This is a genomic window from Porphyromonas miyakawae, from assembly GCF_045865415.1.
Lineage (GTDB): Bacteria > Bacteroidota > Bacteroidia > Bacteroidales > Porphyromonadaceae > Porphyromonas > Porphyromonas miyakawae.
Genome location: NZ_BAAFSF010000004.1, coordinates 216,905 through 243,791, shown reverse-complemented (window position 1 = coordinate 243,791; position 26,887 = coordinate 216,905). Strand labels below are relative to the sequence as shown.

General features: G+C 46.9%; 17 protein-coding genes. 16 read left to right on the top strand and 1 reads right to left on the bottom strand.

Annotated elements, in window-relative coordinates:
• Positions 1-186: 186 nt before the first annotated feature.
• From dnaK to hemW, 16 genes are all read left to right on the top strand, one after another.
• The gene (gene dnaK / locus ACLWMH_RS06550) at positions 187-2,097 is read left to right on the top strand and encodes a molecular chaperone DnaK (RefSeq protein ID WP_411915905.1); all 1,911 of its coding nucleotides are present in this window, start codon (positions 187-189) and stop codon (positions 2,095-2,097) included.
• A 175-nt stretch (positions 2,098-2,272) separates the two neighbouring features.
• On the top strand, positions 2,273-4,693 hold the full coding sequence (gene topA, locus ACLWMH_RS06545; RefSeq protein WP_411915904.1) for a type I DNA topoisomerase: 2,421 nt from the start codon (positions 2,273-2,275) through the stop codon (positions 4,691-4,693).
• An 8-nt stretch (positions 4,694-4,701) separates the two neighbouring features.
• On the top strand, positions 4,702-5,454 hold the full coding sequence (gene truA / locus ACLWMH_RS06540; protein WP_411915903.1) for a tRNA pseudouridine(38-40) synthase TruA: 753 nt from the start codon (positions 4,702-4,704) through the stop codon (positions 5,452-5,454).
• 241 nt (positions 5,455-5,695) lie between these two features.
• Positions 5,696-8,173, top strand: a complete 2,478-nt coding sequence (locus ACLWMH_RS06535; protein WP_411915902.1) for a heavy metal translocating P-type ATPase — start codon at positions 5,696-5,698, stop codon at positions 8,171-8,173.
• A 500-nt stretch (positions 8,174-8,673) separates the two neighbouring features.
• Positions 8,674-9,957: a peptidase U32 family protein gene (locus ACLWMH_RS06530; RefSeq protein ID WP_411915901.1), complete on the top strand. Its 1,284-nt coding sequence runs from the start codon at positions 8,674-8,676 to the stop codon at positions 9,955-9,957.
• Between the two features lie 68 nt (positions 9,958-10,025).
• Entirely contained in the window at positions 10,026-10,688 is a 663-nt protein-coding gene (gene rpe / locus ACLWMH_RS06525; RefSeq protein WP_411915900.1) for a ribulose-phosphate 3-epimerase, read from the top strand.
• The gene (locus tag ACLWMH_RS06520; RefSeq protein ID WP_411915899.1) at positions 10,681-12,276 is read left to right on the top strand and encodes a ComEC/Rec2 family competence protein; all 1,596 of its coding nucleotides are present in this window, start codon (positions 10,681-10,683) and stop codon (positions 12,274-12,276) included. Before rpe ends, ACLWMH_RS06520 begins: the two co-directional genes overlap by 8 nt.
• Before the next feature lie 85 nt (positions 12,277-12,361).
• Positions 12,362-14,488 carry a tetratricopeptide repeat protein gene (locus tag ACLWMH_RS06515; protein WP_411915898.1) on the top strand — a complete coding sequence of 709 codons (2,127 nt, stop codon included), beginning with the start codon at positions 12,362-12,364 and terminating at the stop codon, positions 14,486-14,488.
• A gap of 29 nt (positions 14,489-14,517) precedes the next feature.
• On the top strand, positions 14,518-15,774 hold the full coding sequence (locus tag ACLWMH_RS06510; protein WP_411915897.1) for a phosphoglycerate kinase: 1,257 nt from the start codon (positions 14,518-14,520) through the stop codon (positions 15,772-15,774).
• A 5-nt stretch (positions 15,775-15,779) separates the two neighbouring features.
• Positions 15,780-16,346, top strand: a complete 567-nt coding sequence (locus ACLWMH_RS06505; protein ID WP_411915896.1) for a GNAT family N-acetyltransferase — start codon at positions 15,780-15,782, stop codon at positions 16,344-16,346.
• Positions 16,347-16,517: 171 nt separating this feature from the next.
• Positions 16,518-17,054 carry an RNA polymerase sigma factor gene (locus ACLWMH_RS06500; protein WP_411915895.1) on the top strand — a complete coding sequence of 179 codons (537 nt, stop codon included), beginning with the start codon at positions 16,518-16,520 and terminating at the stop codon, positions 17,052-17,054.
• Positions 17,055-17,088: 34 nt separating this feature from the next.
• Entirely contained in the window at positions 17,089-18,735 is a 1,647-nt protein-coding gene (locus ACLWMH_RS06495; RefSeq protein ID WP_411915894.1) for a fumarate hydratase, read from the top strand.
• Positions 18,735-19,976 (top strand): S-adenosylmethionine:tRNA ribosyltransferase-isomerase, encoded by a 1,242-nt coding sequence (locus ACLWMH_RS06490; RefSeq protein ID WP_411915893.1) that lies wholly within the window; start codon positions 18,735-18,737, stop codon positions 19,974-19,976. The genes ACLWMH_RS06495 and ACLWMH_RS06490 overlap by 1 nt, the downstream gene beginning before the upstream one ends.
• A gap of 39 nt (positions 19,977-20,015) precedes the next feature.
• A complete protein-coding gene (gene panC, locus ACLWMH_RS06485; RefSeq protein WP_411915892.1) occupies positions 20,016-20,864 on the top strand; it encodes a pantoate--beta-alanine ligase in 849 nt (282 codons plus the stop codon).
• Positions 20,865-20,876: 12 nt separating this feature from the next.
• Positions 20,877-22,454, top strand: a complete 1,578-nt coding sequence (locus tag ACLWMH_RS06480) for a glycoside hydrolase family 10 protein (protein WP_411915891.1) — start codon at positions 20,877-20,879, stop codon at positions 22,452-22,454.
• A gap of 11 nt (positions 22,455-22,465) precedes the next feature.
• The gene (hemW, locus tag ACLWMH_RS06475) at positions 22,466-23,581 is read left to right on the top strand and encodes a radical SAM family heme chaperone HemW (RefSeq protein ID WP_411915890.1); all 1,116 of its coding nucleotides are present in this window, start codon (positions 22,466-22,468) and stop codon (positions 23,579-23,581) included.
• Positions 23,582-23,745: 164 nt separating this feature from the next.
• Here the strand turns inward: hemW and ACLWMH_RS06470 are convergent, their stop codons facing one another.
• Entirely contained in the window at positions 23,746-26,823 is a 3,078-nt protein-coding gene (locus ACLWMH_RS06470) for a choice-of-anchor J domain-containing protein (RefSeq protein ID WP_411915889.1), read from the bottom strand.
• Between the last annotated feature and the right edge of the window lie 64 nt (positions 26,824-26,887).

Sequence of the window (26,887 nt, the reverse complement as noted above, 5' to 3'; positions counted from 1 at the left end):
GGGCGTTTTGCGCTCTGCTCTTGATCGGACAGTAATAATACTTTTTGTCCTATTTGTCGGGGAGTTCTCTTTTGGCATAGTATTTGTATTATACTTGGTGTATGCTCGATTTGGGATGCCGAAGGGGGCATATAAGAGAAAAGATTAAAGACATAACCATTAGAAATAAAAGATATACGACACAATATGGGAAAGATCATTGGAATAGACTTAGGAACAACGAACAGCTGTGTAGCTGTGTTAGAGGGCAACGAGCCCATCGTTATATCCAACAGTGAGGGAAAGCGTACAACTCCCTCCATTGTAGCCTTCGTAGACGGAGGTGAGCGTAAAGTGGGTGATCCTGCAAAGCGTCAGGCCATCACCAATCCGAAAAAGACGATTTATTCGATTAAGCGATTCATGGGTGAAACCTATGACCGCGTAAGTAAAGAGACGAGCCGTGTGCCGTTTGAAGTAGTTCGCGGTGACAATAATACAGCCCGCGTAAATGTGGACGGACGCCTCTACTCACCGCAGGAAATATCTGCTATGATCCTGCAAAAGATGAAAAAAACGGCTGAAGATTATCTGGGTGCTGAAGTTACAGATGCTGTAATTACTGTACCGGCATACTTTAGCGATGCACAGCGTCAGGCCACTAAGGAAGCCGGTGAAATAGCCGGACTTAAGGTACGCCGTATCGTAAATGAGCCTACGGCAGCTTCACTTGCCTATGGCTTGGATAAGGTAAATAAGGATATGAAGATCGCTGTCTTCGACCTTGGTGGGGGAACGTTTGATATTAGTATCCTCGAGTTGGGTGACGGAGTCTTTGAAGTGAAGTCCACCAATGGAGATACCCATTTGGGAGGTGACGACTTCGACCACGTTATTATAGACTGGATGGCAGAAGAGTTTAAAGCTCAGGAAGGGGTTGACCTACGGCAAGATCCTATGGCATTGCAGCGCTTGAAGGAGGCTGCTGAAAAAGCTAAGATAGAGCTCTCTTCAGCTAATAGTACAGATATTAACCTGCCCTATATTACCTCAATCAACAATGTGCCTAAGCACTTGGTAATGCCTCTTACTAAGGCTAAGTTTGAGCAGTTAAGCAGCAAGCTCATCCAGGCATTAGTGGCTCCTTGCGAGCAGGCAATGAAGGATTCAGGCTTCTCTAAGGATCAAATTGATGAGGTGATCCTTGTGGGTGGTTCTACACGAATCCCCGCCGTACAGGAAAAAGTACGCGAGATATTCGGTAAGGAACCCTCAAAGGGTGTGAACCCCGATGAAGTAGTAGCCATTGGTGCAGCTATTCAAGGTGGTGTGTTGACCGGAGAAGTAAAGGATGTATTGCTACTTGACGTGACGCCTCTTTCTCTGGGTATTGAGACCCTCGGTGGTGTGATGACCAAGTTGATCGATGCCAATACAACCATTCCTGCCAAGAAGAGCGAAGTATTCTCCACGGCAAGCGATAATCAGCCGCAAGTTGAGATCAATGTACTGCAAGGGGAGCGTACAAAGGCGAGCGATAATAAGAGTATAGGTCGCTTTATATTAGATGGTATTACACCGGCACCTCGTGGTATTCCTCAGATTGAAGTAACCTTCGATATTGATGCTAACGGTATTCTTAACGTAAGTGCAATTGATAAGGCTACCGGCAAGGAGCAAAAGATCCGCATTGAGGCATCCAGCGGCTTGACAGATGATGAAATCAAGCGTATGAAGGCAGAAGCAGAAGCTAATGCAGAGGCTGATAAGAAGCTTAAGGAGCAGGTTGATAAGTTTAACCAAGCCGATAATCTGATTTTCAATAGCGAGAAGCAGGTTAAGGAGATAGCTGATAAGATTTCTCCCGACCATAAGAAGGCAATTGAGGATGCTATCGCACACCTCAAGGAGGCTAGACAAAAGGAGGACGTAGCTGCTATCGACAGTGCAATGGAAGCCTTAAACCAAGCTTTCCATGCGGCAAGCGAAGAGCTTTATAAGCAGAATGCGGCAAGCGGTCAGGCTCAGCCTAATCCAAATGATGGACCTCAGCCGGGAAATACTCAGAATAAGGGCGGTGACGAAAAAATATCAGATGCCGACTTTGAAGAGCTTTAAAGAGGTGCTTCGCAAAGAAGAATAAACAGAATAGAGTAGGGTGCGCGTAATGCGTGCCCTATCTTTTTATCGGCATGCACAAAAGTACCCATTATCGAGTATACGAATAGGAGATTATTTATCAATTACTACCTTTGTGCCTTGAACGGCCATTTTGCTATTGAAGTATCTATTTATGAGTGAAGCGCGAAACCTTGTTATCGTAGAGTCGCCTGCAAAGGCAAAAACAATCGAGAAGATCTTAGGAGACCAGTATCATGTGCTCTCTTCCTACGGACATATTCGTGACCTTGCGAAAAGCGATTTGGGAGTAGATATAGCCCAAAACTTTACTCCTAAGTACATTATCTCAGAGGATAAGCGACAAGTAGTAAGCCGCCTTAAAGCAGCTGTTAAGGCAGCTGATACGGTATGGCTTGCAAGTGATGATGACCGTGAGGGGGAAGCTATAGCTTGGCACCTATACGAAGTGCTAGGGCTAAAGAATAAGCCCACCAAGCGCATCGTATTCCACGAAATTACTCCCTCTGCCATTAAAAAGGCGATACAAACGCCGCGCGAAATAAACATCAATCTGGTGGATGCGCAGCAGGCAAGACGTGTGCTGGACCGAATTGTCGGTTTTGAGCTGTCTCCTCTTCTGTGGCGTAGGATTATGCCTTCCCTATCGGCGGGGCGTGTGCAGAGTGTGGCGGTAAGGCTTATCTGTGAACGAGAAGAGGAAATACGCAACTTTACACCAACCGTTACCTATCGGGCGCAAGCAGCACTCTCTACCCAAATGGGCAAAATACGCTTTCGTGCCGATGCCAATAGCGAGTTTTCCTCCGCAAATAAGGCAATTGATTTCCTAAAAGCAAATGCGCCGGGGACTATGACGGTTATCAGTATTGAAAAGAAGAAAGCAAGGCGCAGCCCGGCGGCTCCGTTCACCACGAGCACACTTCAGCAGGAAGCGGCGCGCAAGCTCGGGTTCCCCGTATCCACCACTATGCGTGTGGCGCAAAAACTGTACGAGGAAGGGCTGATTACCTATATGCGTACCGACTCGGTTAACCTATCTCCCGTGGCATTAAAGATGGCGGAGGATATCAATACCCGTACTTGGGGCGCGGCAAACTACCAGAGGCGCATCTACAAAACCAAGAGTAAAGGCGCACAGGAAGCGCACGAAGCAATCCGCCCCACCAATCTTGCCGTGGGAAATATACCGGGCGACGAGCGCGAAGCACGCCTCTATCGCCTTATTCTCTCGCGTACGTTGGCCAGTCAGATGGCTGACGCTACATTTGAAAAAACAGAGGTTTTAATCGAAAATAGCACTACCGGCGAACGCTTTATCGCTTCCGGTGAGGTGCTTCTGTCCGAAGGATTCCTCGCTGCCTATAATTATAAGAGTACAGCGGAGGAAAAAGATGACGAAGAGGAAGGTAACGTCAAGCGATTGCCTAAGATGGCAGTGGGCGATACGCTTAAAACATATACATATACCGCTACCGAGCATTACAGCAATCCACCGGCACGCTACACGGAAGCTTCTCTGGTTCGTCGCTTGGAGGAATTAGGCATCGGCAGACCTTCTACCTATGCACCCACGGTTCAGACTATTCTTAATCGCGAATATGTAACGAAGGGACAGGATAATGGTACGCTGAGAATTTACAAAGATTACCTGCTAGATACCGATCCCTATATAGCCGGCAACGAGCCGCAGCTCAAGGAACGACGCGAACATACCGGTGCCACCAAGGGAAAGCTCCTACCTACCGATATAGGGATGGTGGTGAATGACTTCTTGGTAGCTAACTTCCCGAATATTCTAAGCTACGACTTTACAGCAAAAATAGAGGAACAATTCGATAAGATTGCCGATGGAAAGCTTGTTTGGACCGAGCATCTCAATCAGTTCTACCACTACTTTCATCCTTTAGTAGAGAAAGTATTGAGCTCTGATAGCACGGATACGCGCGGAGAACGTGAGTTGGGCATTGATCCGAAGAGCGGCAAATTAGTGAAAGCTCGTATAGGACGCTATGGTCCTTTGGTACAGATCGGGGACTCAAATGATGAAGAAAAGCCGCGTTTTGCTTCTCTTCGCGATGGACAATCCATACAGACTATTACATTGGAGGAGGCGCTTAAGCTATTTGATTTCCCTCGTCATATCGGTAAATATGAGGGTAGCGAAGTAGAGGTAGCGGTAGGTCGCTTCGGACCGTATATAAAGCATGGGGGCGCAAATACAAGTATTCCCCGCGGCTACAATCCCTCCGAAATAACTCTTGAGGAGGCAATTGCTCTCATTGAGGCTAAGCGCGAGGCTGAGCGCAAAGCAACTCTTCGTACCTATCCGGAGGATAGTGACTTGCGCATTAAACTGTGGCGCAAGAAACCTGTTATTGAGAAAGGGAAAGACCGCTTCTATCTCCCGGCACGTATCAAGAAGCCTGAGGAACTCTCTTACGAAGAAGCTGTAGCGCTATTGAACGAATTGAAAGGAAGTGGCAGCAGCAAGAAAACGGATACTGCAAAGAAAGCAACTAAGCGTAAAGCAACTTCAAAAACAACCTCCAAGAAGACCTCCAAAAAGAAGTAGCTCTCGTCGTGCGTTTCTTCCTGGATATAGCCTTTCGAGGGGATGAGTTTGTGGGTTGGCAAAGACAACCTAACGGATACTCTGTGCAGCAGGCAGTAGAGGAAGCCTTGAGCATACTCTTTCATACTCCCCTTACCGTCGTAGGAGCAGGGCGAACGGACGCAGGCGTGAATGCCTTTTCGCTACCTGCACACGTTGACTTACCGGATACTCCCGAGCAGGCGGAGCGATGGAGACGTAGCTTGAACGGCATTCTTCCCAAGAGTGTGTTTGTACGTTCTATTAAAGCGGTCAATGCCACGGCTCATGCGCGCTTTGATGCCGTGAGTCGTACTTATCACTACTATATCGCCTCCGAGCGGGACCCTTTTATGGGGCCTTATGTGCTGTCGGTTCGACCTCTGCCGGATATAGTGCGTATGAATGAAGCAGCCCAATTGCTTATAGGGGAGCATGACTTTACCTCTTTTTCCAAGTTGCATACCGACACGCATACGAATATTTGTACCGTAACGGAGGCTCTTTGGACTGAAAGCTTTTATCCGGGTTGCTATCAATTTACTATCACTGCCAATCGTTTTCTGCGTAGTATGGTGCGCACGATTGTAGGTACACTGCTACAAGTAGGCAGGGGAGAGCTCAATTCCTCTGATATACAGAGCATATTAGAGCAAAAGGATCGTAGTTGTGCCGGAGTATCCGTCAAGCCATGGCCCCTCTTTCTGTACCGAGTAGCCTATCCCGATGCTATTTATCTGTAGACAGATAGAGCCGTGATACGTCGTAGTTGCATACGTTTCTCTTTCGGGCAAGTGCATCCCCTCCGCACTTAATGCATATCGGTTGCAAAATAGGTATATATCTTTGCATCAAGAGGTATATAAGTAGGTATATAACTATGGAGAGAAAGGTATATAAGTTTCATCAGGCATTAAGAGGAGCTATGGGCAGGAGTATCCTATCGCGCACCGTTTGCCTACAAGTAATGGGACAAACTGAACGATGCTAACCGAACAAAGTTTCCCGGTAGTCGGGATGAGTTGTGCCGCTTGTGTGGCTCATGTACAGAAGGCGCTTGCAAAGAGTAAGGGCGTGGAGCAGGTAAGCGTAAACTTAGCTACAGCCACGGCACGTGTAAGCTACGACCAGTCCGTTGTTACGCTCGAGGAGCTTCAAAAGGCTGTTGCTGCTGCAGGGTATAAGTTGATTGTTTCTACTGATGCCTCCGATAGCAGAAAAGAAGCTGCCGCAGTCAAACAGAAAGCGTATCGCATACTGCGTCGCCGTACTTTTGTAGCACTTATTCTTACCATACCGGTGGTACTGTATGGGATGATATGGATGCATCGACCCGAGGCGCCTTGGGTGATGTGGCTCTTTGCTACGCCTGTAGTATTTGTGATGGGGAGAGACTTCTTTCGCAACGCATGGCAGCAGCTAATGCATCGCTCTTGCAATATGGATACATTGGTGGCACTAAGCACCGGAATAGCTTACCTGTATAGTCTTTTCAATCTGTTTGCTCCCTACTTCAGGTGGACACACTCTGTAGGACAGCCCATTTACTTTGAGTCCGCTGCCGTAATTATTACCTTCATTCTCTTGGGACGTTTATTAGAAGAGCGCGCTAAGCATAGGACATCAATGGCAATTGATCAGCTTATGGGCCTACAACCTTCTCGCGTGGTAAGAGTGAATGAGGATGGTAGCTTAGAGGAGGTAGCGATCAATGTGTTGCGCAAAGGGGATATTCTTTTGGCAAAACCGGGCGAGCGAATTGCAGTAGATGGCACGGTCACTGAGGGCAGCAGTTATGTAGAAGAGAGTATGCTCACGGGAGAGCCGGAAGCCAAGCTGAAGCAAGTAGAAGCCAAGCTTTTTGCCGGCACGATCAATCGAACCAATACGCTTACTTATCGTGCCGATGAAGTGGGGGAGGAGACACTGCTCGCCGGTATTATTCGATTGGTGGAGCAGGCGCAAGGGAGCAAAGCACCCATTCAGCGTACAGTGGATAAAATAGCTTCCGTGTTTGTACCGGTGATTCTCTCCATTGCGGTGGTTACCCTCTTGCTTTGGTTGCTGTTAGATGCCGATCAGAGGGTTGTGCATGGCCTACAGGCTTGCGTGTCGGTACTTGTTATTGCTTGTCCTTGTGCTTTGGGATTGGCTACCCCCACCGCTATTATGGTAGGAGTTGGGGTAGGGGCTAAGCATGGTATTCTTATTAAGGATGCGGAAAGCCTTGAAGTGGCGAGAGGTATCGATACGCTTCTCGTGGATAAAACCGGTACACTAACTCACGGACAGCCACAAGTAACCGACTTTCACTCTCTTCCGCAAACCGATATGTCGGTATTTGCTGCTATGGAGGCACGAAGTGAGCATCCTTTGGCGGCTGCCGTAGCTGCCTACTTATCCACGGATCACCTACCTGAGCTCACCAACTTGCAAACCCATCCCGGTAAAGGAGTTTCGGCATACTCAGGGGCGCACCGTTACCTAATAGGGAATGAGGCTTTATTTAAGGAGTTTGAGATCCCCATTCCTGACCCGTTTCGTCCGGAGGTAGAGCGTCTTCTTGCGGAGGGCAGGACAATCGTTCTTTTTGCCCAAGAGCGCACGATGGTTGCCGTGGCAGGTATAGCGGATAGCATCAAAGAAAGCTCTCGTGAAGCGGTTGATGCTTTGCAGCGGAAAGGCATCGAAGTGTGCATGCTTACTGGGGATAATCGTGCTGCGGCAGAGAGGGTGGCTGCGGCTGTCGGTATAGAGGGTTACTATTCGGAAGTACTCCCTCATGAAAAAGCGGCTATTGTGAAGGCGCTGCAAGCAAAGGGTAAAAAGGTGGCTATGGTGGGCGACGGAATAAACGACACGGCTGCCTTAGCTCAAGCAGATCTAAGTATTGCCATGGGGTGCGGGAGCGATATAGCTATGGAAGTAGCCGGAATTACTATCATAGGAGATGATTTGCGACGTATTGCGGAGGCCATTCGCTTATCGCACCTTACGGTCACGACCATTCGTCAAAACCTCTTTTGGGCTTTCTTTTACAATCTTCTCGCAGTGCCTATTGCCGCCGGTGTATTGTATCCGATAAACGGCTTCTTACTCAACCCTATGATTGCCGGTGCGGCTATGGCTTTGAGCAGTGTAAGCGTGGTGACCAATAGTCTTCGGCTCGGCCGGCATAAGCTGAGTACGCCAACGACCGGTAGCCGACGAGTAAAACTTTCTAAACAGATTCAGATTAAAAATATGAACGAAAAGATCTATCGCATTGAAGGAATGATGTGCATGCATTGTCGTAAGCATGTGGAGGACGCACTTAATAGTTTGGAGGGGGTGCATGCTATTGTTTCCCTGTATCCTCCCTTAGCTACGATACGCTTCTTGGGCAAGGAGCTTCCTTTGGAAACCTTGCAGAAAGTGATTAACGAGCGTGCCGGAGCGGATTATCGCATCTATCCCAATTAATCCTATTCGCTGCTTCCCTTTGCTTGTAGAAGCAGCTCTTGCAGCCTCTTTACTTATCGGTAGGAAAAGGCGATGAAGTGCTTTCCGTTGTCGCCCTCTTTCGTTGAGCGAGAGAGGCTTCTATGCCCTGAAAAATAGATCAGAACCTTTCATTCAAAACATCTGTATCTTTCCATCAAAACATCAGAACCTATCGAATGAAAGATCAGAACCTTTTTTCTTGTTCAAACACATCTATTGCGGTCGTTGGGTGCATGCGGATGTGCTTCTTTTTCATTCGGACCAAACTTTCGTTTGCTTCGGTAGAAAAATATTTTTCTTTCGGACCAAACGATTTTTTCATTCGGATGAATTTTCACTCCCTCACTAAGTTCAATCCGCTTTAGTTTATTACAGCTGAATCTTTTGGCAATGTAGCTTTGTTTGATTGGGTATTGCGCGCCTGCGAGAGCCCCTCTTTCTGATCAAATGAGTACCTTTGGAGCAGTCAAGGGAAGGAAATGGAGAAAAAGGATAAGTATTGTGAATCGGATTTTGAGCTGATGGCACCTGTCGGCTCGTATGAGTCTCTTCAAGCGGCTATACATGCCGGTGCGGATAGTGTTTACTTTGGTATATCTAAGTTGAATATGCGTTCCGGTTCGGCAGCCAACTTTGGCTGGGACGATCTGTCGCAGATTACCTCTATTTGTAGGGAAGCCGGAGTAAAGAGCTATCTAACCCTTAATACAATCCTCTACGACGATGATCTTGCTCTGATGCGCGAAATCATTGATCGGGCGAAGGAGTCGGAGGTATCCGCTATCATAGCCTCGGATGTGGCAGCCATGACCTATGCGGCAGAGAGGGGAGTGGCGGTTCATCTTTCTACTCAACTCAATATTACCAATGCGGAGGCTCTTAGCTTTTATGCCCGTTTTGCTGATGTGGTCGTGTTAGCGCGCGAGCTTAACCTTGATCAGGTGAGCGCCATTCATCGAGCTATAGAAGAGCAACCTATTCAGGGGCCGAACGGTCGACCGGTGCGTATCGAAATGTTTGCCCATGGTGCACTCTGCATGGCTGTATCGGGCAAGTGTTACCTAAGCCTGCATGAACTTGGGCGCTCCGCCAATAGAGGGGCTTGTGGGCAGGTGTGCCGTCGCAGCTATCGTGTGTTTGACGAAACCAGTGATATAGAGCTGAAGGTAGAGAATAGCAACATCATGTCTCCCAAGGACTTGAAAACGGTTCATTTTATCAATAAGATGATGGATGCCGGAGTGCGGGTCTTTAAGATAGAGGGGCGTGCACGCGGTCCTGAGTATGTGCATACAGTAGTCTCTGTGTATAAGGAGGCTATACGAGCGGTTTGTAATGGTACCTATAGTCCGGAGAAGATTGCCGAGTGGGATGAACGTTTAGCCACTGTATTCAATAGAGGCTTTTGGAATGGTTACTACCTCGGACAGCGCCTTGGCGAGTGGACGCCTATTTATGGCTCTGCAGCCACAAGAGAAAAAGTATTTGTAGGAAAGATCACCAATTACTTCTCTAAGCTTGGAGTCGCCGAAGTGCTTTTAGAAGCGGGTTCTTTAGCGCAGGGAGATAGAATCATCATAACGGGTCCTACTACCGGACTGGTAGAAGAGGATCTCGCTGAGATAAGGCTTGACCTAAAGCCCGTGGCGGAGGCTCCGAAGGGCAGCGTGATTTCTATTCCCGTACCCGAGAAAGTGCGCCCGAATGATCGGGTCTATCGATTTAATGAGCGACAAAACACGCAGCAATCGTTTAATCAATAGATAATACATAGGTGTCCAAATAGTCTAAAGCAAATACTGAATAGTCATCATAACAATATTACTTCATCATGCAGCGTAAACAAACCATCGTATCGCCTTCATTACTGAGTGCGGATTTTCTACACCTACAGGATAGTGTGGAAATGATCAATCAAAGTGATGCAGACTGGCTTCACATAGATGTGATGGATGGGGTCTTTGTCCCTAATCTATCGTTTGGATTTCCTATTCTAGAGGCTATTCGCCCTGTAGTAAAGAAACCATTGGATGTGCATTTGATGGTAGTTAATCCTATGGATTACTTGGATCGCTTGGCAGCACTTCAGACTGAGGTAATGACCATCCACTATGAAGTATCGCAGCACTTGCATCGCTCGATGACCGCAATACGTGCAAAAGGCGTGAAAGCCGGTGTGTCGCTTAACCCACATACCCCGGTGAGTATGCTCGAAGATGTACTGGAGGTGTGTGATGTGGTACTACTGATGAGTGTAAATCCTGGCTTTGGTGGGCAGTCCTTTATTAAGCGAACCCTACATAAGGTGGAGACGCTTCGTGCCATGATAGACCGGCAGGGTTTGAATACACTTATCGAGGTGGACGGCGGTGTCAATGAAGCAACCGGCCAAGCTTTAGTTAATGCGGGGGCTGGTGCCTTAGTAGCGGGTAGTTACGTATTTAAGCATCGCTCCCCACAGGAGGCTATTCGCATACTGAAGCATCGTGAATAGCAGCCTAAGGAGTAGGCCTGCTTTAGGAGCCCTTCTGGTATTCCTCGTCGGGCTTGCGCTTGGCTTCACGACCCTTAGCGCATATGCGCTCCAAATCGCTATTGGCGCACTGCTTGTAGTAGCTGTGTCGCTTTGTGGAGGAAGATACTTTGCGCCCCTCAGGATGGTTGTTTTTCTGCTTGCTGCTTCGGCTTTTGGCTTCTTTGTGGCAGCTAATTTCAAAGAGCATTTATCTACCGGAGCAACAGCGTATGAGGGTACCTGTAGGGCGGTTACACTCTCCGAAGCAAATCGCACTAAGCACTATCAGCGAGTACTTACCCGCTTTTCGGATGGTAAGAAGGTAATGCTCTATTTGCCCTTGAGTGGAGAATGCCCTCAGATAGGGGATACCTTACAGCTCCCTCGGGCTACCATAGTGCCTACTGACCGGCAGTCGCAAGCTTCGTACCGTCATTTCCTTATGTCCAAAGGGGCTTGTGGAGTTTGCTATCCCTATACCTACCGGCTTTACAAGGCACAACACAGTACTTCGGTTCGGCGTTTCGCTCTCTCTGTAAGAGACAGACTGCTCCGGCGAGTGGACAGCCTGATAGAGAGCGAGCAGAGTAGAGCGATCATTTACTCTGTATGCTTTGGCTATCGGAATGAATCGAGAGAAGTGGCAGATAAATTTCGCACAGTGGGAGCAGCACATATTATGGCGGTAAGTGGACTCCACTTGGGCATTGTGGTTTACTTTGTATGGTTTCTCTTGGCTCCCCTGATAAGCTCGGCTCGTCAGCGTCGATGGCTCTCAATAGTCGTTATTGCGGTAGCTTGGATTTTTGCTCTGCTCACGGGCCTTTCCACGCCTACTATACGCGCTGCCTTCATGCTTACACTTTATGAAATAGCGGATGTATGGGGAGTGAGTAGAGATAGAATTAACGTCCTTGCCTTTTCTGCGTTTGTATTATTAGCGATCTATCCCGGTTTTCTATTTGATATAGGATTTCAGCTCTCTTATATGGCCATTTTGTCCATTGCGCTTTTTTATCCTCTCTTTTATAAGACCAGTAGAGACCGGCTTCGCAAAAACCCATTGATTAGCTATCTGTATGGGCTAGTAGCCTTGTCCATTTCAGCTCAAGTACTTACTATACCGCTTATACTATACCACTTTGGCTCTACATCGCTTTGGGCCCTGTGGAGTAACATACCCTTGGTGATACTAAGCGGTGCGCTAATTCCGTTGGTGTTGATTACTGTTTTATTTATACCCTCGGGAATGCTTTTCTCTACTCTTGGCGCAGTAATTGCATGGTTGTGTAATGTGATCCTTGAAGTGATAGAAAGTTTTTTGCAAATGAGCGGAGGTATGCTCCGGGTGCATATTACCCTAGGTGGAATGATGGCGCTGTACCTAATGATAGCAGCACTTTATCAAGCTATCTTAATCCTGCACCACCGTGTAGATGGGTACGAAGCCCTTTATGGGAGCGAAAAGAGATTGAAAGAATCAATCCGTGTGCCCCGTAAATTTACGAAACCTGCCTATTTAGATGGTTTGACAAGCGGCTCACAACCCCCTCTTTCCATAAAATAGGGTTACATTTGTAGAAACTTGGTACAGAGCGAGTGCACTCTATCCTGATGCGAGGAGAGGTTACCAAAGGAAAGGGAGAAATAGAATGAGAAAAAGAGAGATAGAAGAGCTAATATATAACGGACGGCTATATGATGCTATTAAGGGGATACGTGCATACAGCGAAGAATTGCCCTATCCCTTTCATCTTGAAAAAATAGCAGATATAGAGACTACCTATCGCCAAATGCTCTCCTATGCGGTACAGGGAGTGAGAGATGACAAAAGGGACGAAATAGTTACGTTTCTAAAGCGCTCTTTACTCGAGGAAATGGATGAGCTAAGGCGAGAGCAGGGAATACGTATATCCGGTGAGCAGTATTATGTGACGATGAAGATATTGGCAGCCAATGTGGACTCGGCTCTGCGTCTTCGTGAACCATTGCTTCAGGATCCGGCTTCCCTTGTGGGCGCACAGCGCAAAGTGTTTGACAATTGTTTGGAAGAACTCTTTGATACTATATGGGTCTCTCATGGTATTGATGACGATATACTCGGTGAATACAGCCAAGCAAGTGACTATGTGAGACAGTCTATTGCCTCAGCTATGACAATGGCACTGATGTATCTATGGGACGAAACAAAAGTAAAATGGATTTTAAGCGAGCTGACACGTGAAGACCTCTCCGAGGGCTACTTGGTGAGACTCGCTTTTGCCTTTGTGGTGGCAGCCACGCTCTATGATAAGCGTCTTTCTCTCTACGATAAGGAGTTCGGCCCCCTATTGAAGAAAGTAAGTGATATGGTCTATGCCTCAGATGATGAAGGGGTGATTTCTTTCTCTGAATTGCTGGAGATGCTCTACAGCGACTACCTAATTGCGACTGAAACGAGCGATTTAACGCATATGCTGGAGAAGAAGATGCCCGGTATTCAGGCGCAGAGTATAGATGTCATGCGCCAATCCATGGAAGAGGGGTTGGAAAGTGGCTTAGAAGGAATTATGGCTGACGAGGATCTCCGTAGTGAAATGGAGCGGATAGCACGCTTGGAGCAGGAAGGGTACGATACACGTTTTGCACTCTTTCGTAACTTTAAGCGGTTTCCCTTCTTTCGCTCCGTAGGTAATTGGCTGATCCCCTTTGATATCAAGCATAGTGCTATTGTAGCCCGATTTGAAGAAACCGGAGGTGATGCCGTGAGAACCCTTACAGAGCTCTTTCATAATGTGGTGTGTGACTCGGATTTGTATAGTGCGCTATTGGGCTATCACTCATTTAATATCACTTATAACGGCAGTGCGGAGGATCTCAATCGTGCTTTGGACGAAAAGCGAGAGATGGAGGGAGAAGCAAAGCACAACGATAGAAAAAGGATTCATCAAGCTATCCACAGCTATTTCCAATGCTTCTACCGATTAGTGAAGCTATATCCATTCTCCGGCAGGCGTCTATTCAACTTTTTCGATAATTTACTGGTGCCGGATATGATAGTGCTCCGTCCCTATCTACCCAATTATAACCATTTGGCGGTACAGGCGATTGATCTGCTTATGAATAAGAAGAAGTATAAGCAGGTTATTCAGATTGTAGAGCAGTTACATAAGAGCGGTACAACGGATAGAAATTTACTTATTCGCTCAGGGCATGCTCATTACCAACTCAATGAGTATATCGATGCGATTAAAAGCTATGAGCACGCAGATTTAATTGGTGATCTGGACGCTGATAGTATCATCGAATTAGCGCTATCCTATCGCTCTGTAGGCTTGTATAAGAAGGCAACCGAGCTACTTAGCGAGTTGCGTGAGAAGGATAAGGAAAATCCGGAGTTACTCCTTCGTTTGGCAGCTACTTTTTTAGAGATGCAGTGCTACGATATGGCTAAGCCTCTGCTTTACGAGTACGAATTTAAGTCCTCCCGTCCCGAACGTGTACTGCGTCCTATGGCATGGACCCTTTTCATGCTGAAGGAGTATGTTCAAAGTGAAGCTTATTATAATAAGATGGAGCACAAGAATAGTGTAGATTGCCTCAACCAAGGATATCTAATGATGGCAATGGGTCGCTATACAGATGCCGTAACGAGCTTCCGTGAGGCGTTTGCACTACAAAAGGGGGATAGTGAAACTATTTACCAAATGGTAGCGGATGACGAAGCCGTTCTGCTTGTACATAAGATTACTTGCCACGATGTATGGCTTCTATTGGATGCCGTTAGTATGAAAGCATAAAAAAAGGAATCAACTAATTAATACAGCATATGGATATCAAAGAGTTCAACTTCAAAGGAAAGACCGTATTTGTTCGTGTAGACTTTAATGTACCATTAGATGACAAGGGGCATATAACAGACGACACGCGTATGCGTGCTGCACTACCTACCCTACAGAAGATTCTTTCAGATGGTGGAAGGCTGATTATTGCTTCTCATTTAGGAAGACCAAAGGGGCCATCCGAAGTGCTCTCGCTAAAGCACATTGTGCCACACTTAGAGGAGCTATTGGGTCAAAAGGTGCGCTTTGTACCGGATTCAGTTGGTGAAGAAGTAAAGGCAGCTGCCGAAGCACTGCGTGATGGAGAGGCACTTCTTTTGGAAAATCTCCGCTTTTACGCAGAGGAAGAGGGTAAGCCCAGAGGCCTTGCAGAGGATGCCTCTGAGGAGGAAAAGAAAGCTGCTAAGGCAGCCGTTAAGCAGGGGCAGAAGGAGTATGCCAAGCAACTTGCCTCTCTCGCTGAGGTATATGTGAACGATGCCTTTGGTACCGCTCACCGGGCTCATGCCTCTACAGCAATCATGGCTGAGCACTTTGACCGCGAGCACAAGCTTTTCGGATTCCTTATGGAGAAAGAGGTAAAGGCTGTTGAGCGGGTTATAGGGGATATACAGCATCCTTTTGTGGCCATTATGGGAGGCGCAAAGGTTTCCAGCAAAATAGATATTATTGACTCTCTGTTGGACAAGGTCGATAAGCTAATCCTTACGGGTGGAATGGTTTATACTTTTGTAGCGGCACACGGAGGAAAAATAGGTAAGTCCCTTTGCGAAGAGGATAAATTTGATTTAGTGGGAGAGATTGAACGCAAGGCAAAGGAGCGTGGTGTAGAGTTGGTTATGGCTGCTGATTGTGTGGCTGCCGATGCATTCGCCAATGATGCGCAAAAAGCCGTGTATCCAATTGATGCCATTCCTGAGGGTAGAATGGGATTGGATGTAGGTCCCGAGACCTCTCGTCGGTATGCCGAAGCACTGAAAGGTGCTCAGACAATCCTGTGGAATGGCCCCTGCGGTGTGTTTGAAATGGAGTCTTTCCGTGCAGGCTCTGAAGAAATGGCAAAAGCAATCGTAGCAGAAACGAAGCAGGGCGCTTATTCGTTAGCCGGGGGAGGTGACACAGTAGCACTTGTACATCTTCTTGGGTTGGCCGATCAGGTATCTTACGTATCAACAGGCGGTGGTGCTCTGTTAGAGGCTATTGAAGGAAAAGAGCTTCCCGGTGTAGCTGCTATTAAGAAGTAAATAAGATGACGTCGCCTATACTTGTAGAAGTTTATGACGAGGCACAGCATGCCCAACTCCTTGATTCGGTAAAGCAACTATATGAAGAGAGCTTTCCGATCGAGGAGCGGCGTCCCTGGCACCGCTTTTTGGAGTTGTTAGGTGAAGAGCCACGATTTATCCTCAACTTGATCTTTTCAGTAGAAGATCATGCCTTTGCGGGATTCCTTACCACTTGGAATCTTGGGGAGATCAACTATGGAGAGCACTTTGCTATGGAGCCCTCCTTGAGAGGTAGAGGATGGGGACGTATGCTGCTCCGAGAGTTGCTGCAATTACGAGAGACAAAGCCCTTTGTATTTGAAGTTGAGCCGCCTGTAACCCCTATTGCGGAGAGGCGTCTTCACTTCTATCAATCTCTTGATGCAGCCATTATATCCACAGAGTATATTCAGCCGTCCTATGCCCCTTCACAGCCTTCACTGCCGCTTTATCTAATGGCTTGGAATGGACAGGGGAAAGATGCAGATAAATACCTCCGTATCTTGTACAAAGAGATATATCGAGTGTCTGATGAGTGGCTTAACGCATAGAGATAGGTAAGTGTGGCTATACTCACTGGTGAGTAGAAGCTTATAGATAAGTCCCTAAAATATGGTACTTTTGTACACCTGTCCACTTTGTGGAGTCAAATGTTTTCTATTGATTAACGGGGGTGTACAGGGTGACTTATCAGAGATAACAAAGTAGATAAGAAAGAAAATATGAAAGAGCAGAAATTGATGAGTAAAAAAGACTTTGAACAGCGTCTTCTTGACTTGCAGGATGATATGCTACGCTCTGCTCTACGCTTGACAAACGACAAATCAGAGGCGGATGACTTAGTGCAGGAGACTATATTGCGTGCTCTTGACCGAAGTAAGCAGTTCGTGGAAGATATCAACTTTAGGGGCTGGATTATGACTATGATGCGCAATATATTCCTCAATAATGTGGAGCGCAAAGGTCGTAAACGTGAAATGATAGACAGTAACGTAGATGTCTACAATGTCGCTCTTTTGGCTGAAGGAAGCCATTACGCTCCTGATGCGGCTTTTAATCTCCAAGAGATCAATAACTATATAGACGAGCTTAATGAGCTTAATAGGATCCCTTTCAGAATGTATCTGGATGGAAATAAATATACAGAGATAGCTGAGCGGCTTGGGCTGCCGGTAGGTACGGTCAAAAGTCGTATTTTCTTGGCACGACGTCAATTGCAAAAGAATCAAGGCCTCAGATTACTCCGCTCTAATGAGTAGCGAGAGGTCGAACAAATGGATAAGGAACAACAAAATGGCACAAAAAGAGTTTAAGTATCAACCGACCTTCCCGGTTGGAGAGGATACAACGGAGTACTACCTATTAACCAAGGATTATGTCTCCACCCTCTCTTTAGACGGAGAAGAAATACTGAAAGTTGATCCGGAGGGACTGCGCTTATTAGCTAAAACGGCTTTTCATGATTGTGCCTTTTACTTGCGCACTTCTCATCAGCAGCAGGTTGCCACTATTCTTAACGATCCGGAAGCAAGTGATAACGATAAGTTTGTGGCACTTACATTCCTGCGCAATGCAGAGGTAAGTGCTAAGGGACAGTTACCCTTCTGTCAAGATACCGGTACTGCCATTATTTTAGGAAAAAAGGGAAATCGTGTTTTTACTAAAGGGGGAGATGACGAGGCGCTTTCGCATGGCGTGTACGATACCTATACAGGCGAGAACCTACGCTATTCGCAGAATGCTCCTTTGGATATGTACCGAGAAGTAAATACCGGTACTAATCTGCCTGCACAAACTGATTTGATGGCTGTCGATGGCAGTGAGTATAACTTCCTTTGTATTGCTAAAGGGGGAGGCTCTGCCAATAAAACCTATCTCTATCAGGAGACAAAGGCACTAATCACTCCGGAGAAGCTATTGCCCTTCTTGGTAGACAAAATGCGCTCTTTGGGTACAGCTGCTTGCCCTCCCTATCATATTGCATTCGTAATAGGTGGCTCCTCTGCCGAAACCAATCTTAAGACGGTTAAACTCGCCTCTGCCAGATACTACGACGCACTTCCTACCGAGGGAAACGAACTGGGACATGCGTTCCGCGATATAGAGCTGGAGAAGCAATTATTGGAGGAAGCACACAAGATCGGCTTAGGCGCACAATTCGGAGGTAAATACTTTGCTCATGATGTGCGCGTAATCCGTTTGCCACGCCATGGGGCTTCTTGTCCTATTGGTATCGGGGTTAGCTGTTCGGCAGACCGTAATATTCGGGCAAAAATAAATAAAGAGGGAATTTGGATTGAGAAATTGGAAACAAATCCTGCACGCTTTATTCCTGAGTCTATGCGTCAAGCACACGAAGGCGAAGTAGTAAAGGTGGATCTCAATCGTCCTATGGACGAGATCCGTAAGGAACTTTCCCGCTATCCTGTGTCTACTCGTCTTTCTCTTTCCGGTACTATTATCGTAGGGCGCGATATAGCCCATGCCAAACTAAAGGAGAAGTTGGACAAAGGAGAAGATTTACCTGATTTCATTAAGCAGCATCCTATCTACTATGCCGGACCGGCCAAAACCCCAAAGGGAATGGCAAGTGGAAGCTTTGGTCCTACTACGGCAGGGCGTATGGATAGCTATGTGGAGCTATTCCAGGCAAATGGAGGTAGTTTGATAATGATCGCTAAAGGAAATCGAAGTAAGCAAGTGACTGATGCTTGTAAGAAGTATGGAGGCTTCTACTTGGGTAGTATAGGCGGGCCGGCTGCTATACTTGCACAGGAGAGCATTAAGAAAGTAACTTGCTTGGCATATCCCGAGCTGGGAATGGAAGCTATATGGCAGATTGAAGTAGAAGACTTCCCTGCTTTTATCTTAGTAGATGATAAGGGTAATGACTTCTTTGAGCAGATAAAGGCACGCTGTGCAAACTGTGCCATTCGCTAATGAGTAAGCTAACCTCTGTGCAGCATGTAGCCATCAGTGACTACAACTACTCCCTTCCGGAGGAGCGAATAGCTAAGCACCCTTTGGAGGATCGTAGTGCTTGTAAGCTGCTTTTTCTTAAAGAGCATACAATAGAGGATTACCATTTTTCTGATCTTCCTCAGCTTCTCTCCGGTGAGGCTCTGCTCGTACGCAATACATCTAAGGTAATCAAGGCCCGTATATTTGCAGAGAAGCCGTCCGGGGCTACCATAGAGCTCTTCTGTCTTTCTCCGATTGCGCCATCCTCTTTTGATCGAGCCTTAGCCTCGACGGAAGAAACTACTTGGAAGTGTCTCATCGGAAATGCCAAGCGTTGGAAAGATCCTGAGCAACTCCTTACCAAATCTATTACACTTGCCGATGGCTCTTCGGTAACCCTTACCATGCAGCGGCTTGCTGTGGATCAGGTTCGCTTCTCTTGGCGGGGGGCGGATGTTACGTTTGGTACACTCTTGGAGCTGGTAGGAGAGCTTCCTATACCTCCTTATCTGAAGCGAGAGACAGAGGAGAGTGACCTTAAAGATTATCAAACTGTGTATGCAGCCCTTGAGGGCAGCGTAGCTGCACCTACTGCAGGGTTGCACTTTACAGATCAATTATTGGAGCGTATTACAGCCAAAGGGGTAGAGATAGCCGATATATGCCTTCATGTAGGGGCCGGTACATTTCTTCCGGTCAAGAGTGAGGAAATAGGTGCTCATGAAATGCATAGAGAGCTGTGCAGTGTATCACAAAATGCTATTGAAGCCATGCTCCGTAAAGCGGGAAACATAGTAGCTGTCGGTACCACTTCTGTCCGCACTATTGAGAGCTTATATCATTTGGCGGCAGCTCTTTACAAAGGTACTCTTACGAGTGAAGAATTGCTTGGTGTGCCTTCGGTACAGCAATGGCAACCTTATGAGAGTGAAGCTGCGTGGCCGGATACTCAAGTCGTGCTGGAGCATTTGCTGCACACTATGCAGCAAATGAATATCGACGATCTACACTTCTTTAGTGGCTTACTCATTGCTCCCGGGTATGAATGGCATATTACTGATGCACTCATTACCAATTTTCACCAACCGAAGAGTACCCTGCTGCTGATGATTGCAGCTTTAGTGGGGGATGATTGGCATAGGGTGTATCGTCATGCATTAGATAATGGATACCGTTTCCTAAGCTATGGGGATGCATCTTTGCTTCATAGGCAACGTTAGAATCGGATAAAAAACAAAAATCAACGTTATTATAAAGTCATGTTTATTGCAAGAGAGCGTGCTGCGCTCGAGAAATACATTGAGTCAATGCAGAAGGAACAGCATCCTGTGGGTTTAGTTCCTACTATGGGCGCACTGCATGAAGGGCATTTGGCATTGGTAAGAGAAGCTTTGCATAGTTGTAAAACTGTGGTTGTTTCCGTATTTGTAAATCCTCGCCAGTTCAATAATCCTGATGACCTGAAGAATTATCCTCACACAGAAGAGGCTGACATTGCTTTGTTGGAAGCAGAGGGGGTACAGTGTGTTTTTCTTCCTACTCCGGAGGAGGTCTATACGCCCGATTCAAAGGAGCGACACTTTGATTTTGGACTTTTGGATAAGGTGATGGAAGGGAAGTATCGTCCCGGCCATTTTGAAGGCGTTGCGCAGGTGGTAAGTAGACTCTTTGACTTGGTGAAGCCGGATGTGGCATTCTTTGGGGAGAAAGATTTTCAGCAGTTAGCCATCATCCGTTATATGGTAGCACATTACGGTTTTCCCCTAAAGATTGTGGGTGTACCCATTGTAAGAGAGGAAAGCGGGCTTGCACGTAGTAGCCGCAATAGCCTTTTGAGTCCTTCTGAGCGTGCAGCTGCTCCAACGATTTATGCTACGCTAAAAGAGAGCCGACTCCTCAAAGAGGAAGGAAAATCTGTGGCAGAGGTAATTGCTTGGGTGACAGAGCGGCTGAATAGTACGGAGCATTTGGAGGTGGAGTATTTTACTATTGTCAACGAAGAGACCCTTGAGGAAATTACTCATTGGAGCGATGCTAAGCGTGCAGTGGGATGTGTTACCTGTTACTGTGGCCACGTGCGCCTTATTGATAACATTCGTTACCATTAAATAAGACTATTCATGAGACAGAATGTAGCTCGTTTACTTTTAGGGGTAGTCCTTTTGCTGCTGATCACCTCTTGCGGCTCTCGTAAGAAGGGGCAGCACTCAGGCACGCAACCCAGCACATCTACTTCTACATCTACTTCTACTGAGGTTACGACTGGTGAGTATATCCCCCTGGCTTATTCGGAGCGCAGTGCGATGCGTGCTGTTTGGTTAACTACTATTTATGGACTAGATTGGCCCCAAACGGTAGCCGCTACCAGCAGCCGTATGAAGGATCAGCGAGAGGAACTTAAGCGTATCCTCGATCGTTTGGCCAAGGATAAGTTCAATACGGTATTTTTCCAAGTTCGCTTACGAGGTGATGTGCTTTATCGTTCGGATATAGAACCTATGAGTAGTGTACTCACCGGTACGCAGCAAATCCGTCCGAATTATGATCCTTTGGCTTTTGCCATTAGGGAGTGTCGCAAGCGCGGCCTCAGTATTCATGCGTGGATTGTAACGCTTCCTCTGGGCACGGATAAGCAGGTACGGACACTTGGGCGAGGGGGAGTTTGTCTGCAAAGGCAAAATCTTTGTGTAAAGCATAATGGAGAGTGGTATCTCAATCCTGCCAATCCGGAGGCTCGTACTTATCTGGCCTCTGTAGCTGCTGAGCTGGTGCGCAAGTATGATGTCGATGGGGTGCATTTAGATTACATTCGCTATCCGGATCACGGTAGTAAGTTCCCCGATCAAAAGGAGTATCGCCTTTATGGAAAAGGGAAAAGCCGCGCTCAGTGGCGAACGGATAATATATCCCAATTAGTAAAAGAAATTGCGGATAGTGTGCATGTTAATAACCCTTATGCATTGATGAGTGCCGCCACCTTGGGGCGTTATAGAGAGATCCCCGGTAGAAAATCCTCCGGATGGACCTGTCGGGAATCTGTATTCCAAGACCCCCTGATTTGGTTTAAGCAGGGGAGTGTGGATTTCATCGTGCCTATGATGTATCACAAAGATGAGCTTTTTTCGCCCTACTTGAAGGATTGGAAAGAGGTCTTCGGCAATAGAGCCGTGATACCCGGTTTGGCTGCCTATCGGGTGACTGACAAAAGCAAATGGTCGCCCTCTGTGATTGATCGCCAAATCAGTGAAATAGAAGAGTTGGGCATGTGGGGCGTAGCTTTTTATCGGGAGGCAAATATACGTCCGAATGTTCGTGGTATGGCTCCTATTTTGGATAGCCACTTTGTACTGCCCGTGCGTCCATTGAGTTTTCATAAGAAAAACGCTCCTGTGCCACCGCAGCCTGTACTTGTACAGCCTATACTTCGGCATAACGAAATCGTTTTGCGTTGGTCGGTAGTCGGTGACGAAGCACTTAGTTACAATATATTCTTCAATATATACGATAGCAAGGGAAATCCCATGGAGGATGCATTACTCTATCCGGCAGTAAATGGTAAGGAGTGTGTGATACCGCTTTATCTCTTTCCTAAGAAGTCAAAGCTGCACTTTCGCGTAGAGGCGATGAATCGTTTGGGGATTACAGGACGTGCTTCCACACCTGTCGTTGTCAATCTGAAGAAGCACAGAGTAGAGTAGGCTACTGCATTGTGGCAGGGATTTATATTCATATCCCCTTTTGTAAGAGTCGCTGTCTCTATTGCGACTTTTATGCTACTACTCAACAGCGTCTTATTGAGCCTTTTGTAGCGGCGTTGGAGCGGGAAATAGAGCTTCGTGCGAAGCCCCCCTTCACTGCCGATACAATCCAAACGGTTTATTGGGGTGGGGGGACTCCCTCTCGTCTGACCCCTTCTCAGCTTGAGCGAATAGTCTCTGCCCTAAGAGCATGCTTCGCCATTGCTCCGGATGCAGAGTGGACGATAGAAGCGAATCCGGATGATCTTACACCGAGCTATTGTCAAGCGTTAAGGCAGCTTGGATTCAATCGTTTGAGTATCGGTATACAAAGCTTTCAGGATCGGGAGTTGCGTATCATTAACCGCCGGCACAACGCTTTAGAAGCGGAGCGTGCTGTGAAGGTAGCGCGTGAGAGTGGCTTTGATAATATCAGTATAGATCTCATATTTGCTCTTCCCGAGCAGACTGTTTCCACTTGGCAAGAGACAATTGAGCGGGCGGTTGCACTTCATCCTGAGCATATTTCTGCCTACTCGTTAACATACGAAGAGGAAACTCCTTTGACACGCCTTTGGCAAAAAGGAAAAATTGCCAAGCAGCCGGAGTCTTTCGAAATAGAGGCCTATCGCTATTTGTCAAGTGTGCTCCGAGATATGGGCTATGAGCATTACGAGGTATCGAACTACGCATTCCCTGGCTTTCGGAGTTGTCATAATTCATCTTATTGGCATCGTGTGCCCTACCTCGGCTTAGGCCCCTCGGCACACTCCTATGTGCCGGAGTGTAGAAGTGCCAATGTAGCAGATGTGGCTGCCTATATTTGCTCTTTAGAAGCGGGGAATCTGCCGATTGACTTTACGGAAATGCTCTCGCCTCAGGAAGTGTATGAGGAGTCGGTTATGCTGGGACTGCGTACCCTGCAGGGGGTAAACTTGGCAGCCTTGAGTGAGCCTGATCGTACTACTTTGCTCCAAAGAGCTGCTCCTTATCTCGCCAATGGTGCGCTCTTGCACACCGCTAATCATCTGAAGGCCTCTGCGGATGGGCTTCTACTGATCGATGGCATTATAGCCACCTTATTCTAATATAGCCTACTTTATCCCGACTCTTTTGCTTATACCGAAGGGGCGTCCTTACTGCTTTCGGCTTGTGTATTGCTTGTCCGGTAAAGCTATTCTCCTAATAATAAAGAAGAAGCAGACCCTATGAGATAGCGCACAGGGTCTGCCAAAATATAGTTGGAAAGGGATTACTCTACAATAATCTTCTTTCCGTTTACGATATACGTGCCTTTGGGTAAGTCACTCAAGGAAGTGGCATTGCCATAAATAAGACGCCCCGTTACATCATATATATCACAAGGGAATACGATGGGTTCGCCCTCTATTACCTGCATACTCAATTCGCTATTAACGCTAACTGAGGCCGGCATGGATTCGTTGCCATTCGCATAGGTCACGGTTACTTGATAGGTGTGGGTGCCTTTAAGTGGTGCTTTGTCCACAAACTCTGTCCCCTCGCTTACGGTAGATAATTTTTTACTGTCTCGATAGATATTGTATGATTTTACATCGCCGGTCCCCTTTTCGAAGCTTATGTCATCGATACCGAGCCAGTTACTCTTGCCGGCCTCATTCTTGCTTTGTATAGCAAAGTAAAGTGCTCCTTGGGGTAGATCAACAGATATTTTTTGCCACTTATTGCCACTGATCACGTGTGTCTGGCCAATCTGTATAAAGCTATCCGGTTCTTTATCGGTTTTAGAGTATAGTACATTGACATTTTCAGGGAATGCATCCTGTGGTCCATCGTGATTGATGGCATAGAACGATATGGTTTGAGCGTTGCCGGATAGATCAGGACTTATCAGCCAGTTGTCATTTGGCAAATGTGAGGTCCCATCCTCGTTGATACAGTAAAAAGAGCCCAAGTATGAGTAGCCTGAATTACCCGGGAAGTAGCTTCCACCGTGGTAATCCGGTTCAAAGTTTATTACCATAAAGGCATAGCGCTCGTGTTCATGCGGTAGGGCAAGGTCTGAGAAGATACCTCCCACAATATTTTGGTCACGGTCTACGACCTTCCAATCTCCTATGTTGTCGATTAGCCAAGGCTCATACTGCTCAAAGTCCTCTTTAATATTTTCTATTTTGGGAATAGGTGCTTTCCAAGTGAGTTTTACTCCTTCTGAAATCGTTTCTGCTTTAAGATCTTCCACAGTATTTCCTACATATTCGTAGAGCTTAATGTCGCCCTCGGCAGTGTTGTTAGTGGTATCCTCATCACCATCAACAGATGCCTCGGCAGTTACTTTCAGATACTCACCGGTAGCTATGGCATGTGTAACGAAAACGACCGGTACTTCTTTATATCCAAAAGCCGGAAGGGTCTCGGAAATAGTTTCTTCGAATACGGTTTCGTCATCGGCTTTTACGGTTACTTTATACGCTGTAACATCGCTACTGCCATAGTTCTTTACCTTCACCTTGATTGAGGCTCTTCTGCCTTTTTGAACCTTTTCCGGAAGTATAAGCCCGGCGGCTATATCGATATTCTTTGCTGCGGCAATATTGACATTGTCGATATAGACCACTTGCGGTATGCTGGGAGCCCCTGTAGCCTCTAATTGGAAGCGGAACATAACCCCTTTAATATTGCTTAAGTAGTCGGGTACATTAATTGAGGTCGTCTTCCAGTCACTCTTCTTCCTAATATCGAAGGTTTGCAATTTCATCGCATTTCCTCCGGGCATGATAACCATTAGATTGAGTTGGGCATTCGGAGCTCCATCGGTTTTATAGCTGAAAGCAAACTTGAGATTATCGGATTTAACTAAGTTGATCTTTCCGGTATTGAGGTTCAGTTTATCATTGTACCCCAATGTGGTAAGTTTGATGCAAGAGCCGTCGCCATCGGCCGAGAGCTTGTCGAATGTAGCCACAGACATGCCGTTTTCATATCCCTTGCCTTCTCCATCCATCCACCAGAAGTGCTCAAATTTTTGCGAGAGACCATCGGAGAAGCTCTCTCTAAAAGGTATTTCATCCGCCTTTCCCACAATGAGCGCATTGGAGTAGCAGCTTCGCCCCTTCCCGGCTGTATTTACAGCAGCTACGGTATATTGTTGTAAATGCTGTTGCCCTTCCGTGGTATTGAACTCTATCTGAGTCGTTGTGGTAGCTGCCACATCTTTCACTTCGATAGTGGGGCTATTATTCTTATCGAATGCGTATATCTTGTAGGTCAGTTTATCGGGATTAAAGCACCCATCATTTACTCCCTTTGTCACCTTTTCCCAAGTCGCCCCTATGTATGATTGATTGTCCGTGATGGTAAAAGAAGCCGGAGCTACAGGCAGATCAACCCCTATAAATACGTCTTTCTCCGCATCGGTACTCTTGTCGGCACCCTTATAGGCAGCTACGGCATAGTGATTGATTCCGTTGAGGCTTACCTGCTCGTCGTTGTACGCAACAGGGCTACCCGGTGTGACGTTCTTTAGTACTTTGATTATCTCCGTGTTTCTCCTTATTACGATGCTGTCGATAGAAGAAAGCGGCGCCTCGCTCACCGTTTTACTGGGAGCTGTGAATGAAATTTTTGCTTTGAGATCACCGCCGGCATCGGGTGTTATGGTAAGGTTTTCCGGCTTCTTGGGGGCTGCGGCTACAGCTCCCTCTTCCACGCTTACATCATAGAGGAGCAAGCGATTCTGATTCGCTGCACTTAAAGCATGAAATCCGATGCAGTACGCTCCGCTCTCGGTGGGTGTGAATTGCTGAACGAAAGAGACTTTTTTGCGATCCTGCAATTCCGTTACGGGCAATATGAGCACCCCTTCCTTCATGCCGGTTAGTGTGGCTTCTTTGCCGACCTTTACCTCAAACTTCTCAATATAAGACTTGCTGTCCGATAGGGCATGAAACTTGATGTCGTAGTTTACGCCGGCTTGAAGCGTGACTTTGGGGGAAATGAACCAATCATCCGCATCATTGCGGGAGCTGTAACTGTAGGCCGCAGCCGGATCTCTGCCCGGCATTTTGTAGAATCCCCAGGTGCCGTCATCATTATTGGCGTTAATCACGGTAAAGGTCTCGAAGGTCGCCTTATCCGTAAACGCTACACTCCAAGGTACTGAGTTGCTGCTTCGCAGTATAGGCGAGGCTTGGACCTCATTACCGATTAGGGGAGTATTGTAGGACTTTGGAATCTGTACTCCCTCTTCTCTCTTAAATGGTGATGAGCCCCTTTGTTGTGCCGTTAGCCCCATGGGGATGCATAATACTGCCATGGAGCAAAGCAAAATGAGTAGTTCTTTCTTCTTCATTGCTTGCGGTTATTACTGTTATACTCTTTTATAATTGCTATTCCTGCTTACGTGTGCGCATAAG

What these genes read in the sequence shown, in the direction of transcription:
- panC (WP_411915892.1), top strand. Translation starts at nt 20,016, where the DNA reads ATGTTTATTGCAAGAGAGCGTGCTGCGCTCGAGAAATACATTGAGTCA.
- ACLWMH_RS06510 (WP_411915897.1), top strand. Translation starts at nt 14,518, where the DNA reads ATGGATATCAAAGAGTTCAACTTCAAAGGAAAGACCGTATTTGTTCGT.
- ACLWMH_RS06530 (WP_411915901.1), top strand. Translation starts at nt 8,674, where the DNA reads ATGGAGAAAAAGGATAAGTATTGTGAATCGGATTTTGAGCTGATGGCA.
- ACLWMH_RS06500 (WP_411915895.1), top strand. Translation starts at nt 16,518, where the DNA reads ATGAAAGAGCAGAAATTGATGAGTAAAAAAGACTTTGAACAGCGTCTT.
- rpe (WP_411915900.1), top strand. Translation starts at nt 10,026, where the DNA reads ATGCAGCGTAAACAAACCATCGTATCGCCTTCATTACTGAGTGCGGAT.
- topA (WP_411915904.1), top strand. Translation starts at nt 2,273, where the DNA reads ATGAGTGAAGCGCGAAACCTTGTTATCGTAGAGTCGCCTGCAAAGGCA.
- ACLWMH_RS06470 (WP_411915889.1), bottom strand. Translation starts at nt 26,823, where the DNA reads ATGAAGAAGAAAGAACTACTCATTTTGCTTTGCTCCATGGCAGTATTA.
- dnaK (WP_411915905.1), top strand. Translation starts at nt 187, where the DNA reads ATGGGAAAGATCATTGGAATAGACTTAGGAACAACGAACAGCTGTGTA.
- ACLWMH_RS06505 (WP_411915896.1), top strand. Translation starts at nt 15,780, where the DNA reads ATGACGTCGCCTATACTTGTAGAAGTTTATGACGAGGCACAGCATGCC.
- ACLWMH_RS06480 (WP_411915891.1), top strand. Translation starts at nt 20,877, where the DNA reads ATGAGACAGAATGTAGCTCGTTTACTTTTAGGGGTAGTCCTTTTGCTG.
- ACLWMH_RS06490 (WP_411915893.1), top strand. Translation starts at nt 18,735, where the DNA reads ATGAGTAAGCTAACCTCTGTGCAGCATGTAGCCATCAGTGACTACAAC.
- ACLWMH_RS06515 (WP_411915898.1), top strand. Translation starts at nt 12,362, where the DNA reads ATGAGAAAAAGAGAGATAGAAGAGCTAATATATAACGGACGGCTATAT.
- ACLWMH_RS06495 (WP_411915894.1), top strand. Translation starts at nt 17,089, where the DNA reads ATGGCACAAAAAGAGTTTAAGTATCAACCGACCTTCCCGGTTGGAGAG.
- ACLWMH_RS06535 (WP_411915902.1), top strand. Translation starts at nt 5,696, where the DNA reads ATGCTAACCGAACAAAGTTTCCCGGTAGTCGGGATGAGTTGTGCCGCT.